The sequence below is a fragment of the Bittarella massiliensis (ex Durand et al. 2017) genome (assembly GCF_017566145.1).
GTDB classification, from domain to species: domain Bacteria; phylum Bacillota; class Clostridia; order Oscillospirales; family Ruminococcaceae; genus Bittarella; species Bittarella massiliensis_A.
Map to the genome: position 1 here is coordinate 1 of NZ_JABFCL010000162.1, position 227 is coordinate 227.

Annotated in this window: 1 protein-coding gene; it reads left to right on the forward strand. The window is 68.3% G+C overall.

The genetic code is table 11. The features are described from left to right. Positions 1–227, forward strand: a 227-nt coding sequence (locus HJY11_RS13875; protein WP_208076489.1) for a DUF1631 family protein, incomplete at both ends; no start/stop codon positions are given.

The following is a 227-nucleotide window of genomic DNA, read 5'->3' on the forward strand; positions in this document are numbered from 1 at the left end:
GGGCCGGCTGCGGAAGCACCGCCGGAGGAGGTACCGGAGCACGACGAGTTCGTGCAGCGCCTGCGGGAGCTCGACCTGGGGACCTGGTTCGAACTTCAGGATGCCCAGGGCCACGAGACGCGAGCCAAGCTCTCCGCACGGTTGAACCGGGGCCGTCGTTTCGTGTTCGTGAACCGCGCCGGGTTCAAGGTGGCGGATCGGGGCATCGCCACCCTGCTTGCCGAGTT